The organism is Flavobacterium sp. J27, from assembly GCF_004303025.1.
Taxonomy (GTDB): Bacteria; Bacteroidota; Bacteroidia; order Flavobacteriales; family Flavobacteriaceae; genus Flavobacterium.
On sequence record NZ_PJQW01000016.1, the window covers coordinates 1 to 2,402 of the forward strand.

Here is a 2,402-nt window from a genome sequence, read left to right on the forward strand (position 1 = left end):
AGGCAGTGTTTTTATAGAAGATCCTAGTGGTAATACTTGGATGATGGATGGAAAAGGAAATATTAGTGTAAATGCACCTAAAAATTTTAGTATAGCTGCGGGTGATAATATCAGTATTTCTGCTGGAAAAAACATTAGTGTAAATGCTGGTGAAAATATTGATACTTCAGCTAATGAAAATATAACGACAGTAGCAGGAACCGATATTATTCAAAGTGCTACAGGAAATATAAGAGAATCTTCAGATACACGTACGGAAATAGTTGATAAAGATTTTGTACGTCAGGCAGATATTTCGAATGAAATTGCTTCAGAGATTTCTCTTTTTAGCGAAAAAGAAAATATGACTTTGCAAAGTGGGAAAATAGTTGAATTTAATAGTGCTGAAAAATCAAAATTATTCTAATTATGGGAATACATAAGAAAGCAAAAAATATGACTATTACTGTCGTTTCAGATTATAATGTAACTGTTGGAGGAAAATTAGAAAAAATTACCACAAAATTAAATGTGGAAGCTACAGGTGGTAATTTAAACTTGATTTCTAATAAGAAAATTGTATCTGATGGGAATAAAGCATAATATTTTAAGCTTATTATTTATTTTTTTAGTTACTAATGTAGTAGCAATTTCATGTCAAAATATAAAAATGGAACAAAAATTTGATTGGTCAGCAACATTGTCTGCACCAAAAGAATATCCTGTACAAGTCTACAGAGGAGAAATAACAGCTAAAGATTACACACAATCTTTAAGTGGTTTTGGAGATATTAATTATGGCTGGGGAGAAGAAGGAGGTACTGTTGTTATGGGACCAGATTTAAAAAGTATCCCTGATAGTTTAGAAATTGCTTGGCATTCTTTTGTAGATCAAAAAAATTTCGAAGGGAAATGGGCCTTGCCAAAAGAAGAATTAATAAAGCTTTTTAATGAAGGAATTGTTAATAAAGTAACAAATAAAAAAATAACCTATAATAAGTTTGTAGTAGGTTTAGCTCCAAACGGGCTAGTGGTAATTTGGCTTTCAAGTGTGAGAGGGCAAGTTGAAATAGCTCATTATAAAGCAAAAGAAGTATCTGTTAATGTGGAAACTATTTCAGAAGAAAACAAACCTATTTTTTCAAAAAAGTACAACGATGTGGTTTTGTCAGAATTAAATAATGAGTATAATACTTTTGAAAGAATTAAGAAAAAGGAATATCCTAAAACTGATCTGTATGAAGGTTACCGATTAAGATATTTATGGAAACCTTTAATTGAATTATCTGATAATGAAATGCTTATTAATTTTGTAATGCATACTTATAATGGTGAAATTGAGATAGAATCTTCAAATAAAAAAGAACAACTTAATGTTAGTTATAAAGAAAGAGGAGTGCTAAAGTATTTAGCTTTCGGATGGATTGATAAAGAGCAAAAGAAAGAGGTTGGTTGTTGGTTAGAAGAGTTTAATGAGAACGAATTATTTAATGCCTATAAAAAATTTAATCCTACAGAAGAGATTAATTTTATAATTAAAGTAATTAATAAATCAAAGGTTTCGATTAAACTAAAAAGTATGTCTCAAGAAATTGAAATTAAAAAATTTAAATTAACTATTGAATAAAACTTTAAAATTAGTAAACTATGGCGAATATTAGTTTTGGAGATTATTCTCCACCGGAACCACCAAAAGGCGCAATAGATGTTCTAATCGGGGTTTTCTTTGATGGAACATTAAATAATAAAAACAATACACAAGAAAGATTAAATAATTCTGAGCATTTCAAAAAAAATGGTGTAACAAAAAAAGAAGATAGCAGTTATTATAATGATTGGTCAAATGTTGCAAGACTTTGGAAATGTTATGATAGCCCTCTTAAAACCTATGTTGAAGGTATTGGAACAGAAGATAGAGAAGAAGATGCAACTATGGGCTTTGCCTTTGGGACAGGGTCTACAGGAATTAGAGGTAAAGTAAGAAAAGGTTGTGAAAATATTGTAGATTTAATATTAAAGGAGAAAAATAAAGTAAGTGCAACACGAGTAAATACCTTAACGGTAGATGTGTATGGTTTTAGTAGAGGTGCTGCCGCAGCAAGAAATTTTGTACACGAGATAAGTAAAGCAAAATATAAAGCTTTACTTAAAGCGACTGGTTCTCGGGGTGGTACCATGCTTCAAAAAACTGACAGTGATGGTAATATTACGCAAAGAGATGAGTTTCCTAGACGAGGTCATTTAGGTTTAAAATTAGAAGAAAACGAAATCGAAATTGACAATGTTAGAGTTCGTTTTCTAGGCATTTTTGATACAGTTTCGTCTTATTCTAAATATTTTTCGGCATTTCCAGATTTTGATGATGTGGAAGAATTAGGATTAAATGATATAGGAGTGGCTAGTAATGTAGTACATTATGTAGC

Annotated in this window: 3 protein-coding genes and 1 pseudogene; all 4 read left to right on the forward strand. The window is 30.2% G+C overall.

Translation table 11 applies throughout. The annotated features are described in order from the left end of the window. A pseudogene (locus CX675_RS17680) lies at positions 1-406 on the forward strand (DUF2345 domain-containing protein); the annotation flags it as partial. A 2-nt stretch (positions 407-408) separates the two neighbouring features. Beyond that, positions 409-582 (forward strand): hypothetical protein, encoded by a 174-nt coding sequence (locus tag CX675_RS19920; protein WP_165396085.1) that lies wholly within the window; start codon positions 409-411, stop codon positions 580-582. Between the two features lie 67 nt (positions 583-649). Next, positions 650-1,606, forward strand: coding sequence for a DUF2931 family protein (locus CX675_RS17685; RefSeq protein WP_240723688.1), 957 nt, complete (start codon positions 650-652; stop codon positions 1,604-1,606). Positions 1,607-1,626: 20 nt separating this feature from the next. Beyond that, positions 1,627-2,402, forward strand: a 776-nt coding sequence (locus CX675_RS20225) for a phospholipase effector Tle1 domain-containing protein (RefSeq protein WP_240723689.1), incomplete at its 3' end; no start/stop codon positions are given.

Excerpts from the sequence above, each read along its gene's own strand:
- CX675_RS19920 (WP_165396085.1), top strand. The coding sequence starts at position 409 with ATGGGAATACATAAGAAAGCAAAAAATATGACTATTACTGTCGTTTCA.
- CX675_RS17685 (WP_240723688.1), top strand. The coding sequence starts at position 650 with ATGGAACAAAAATTTGATTGGTCAGCAACATTGTCTGCACCAAAAGAA.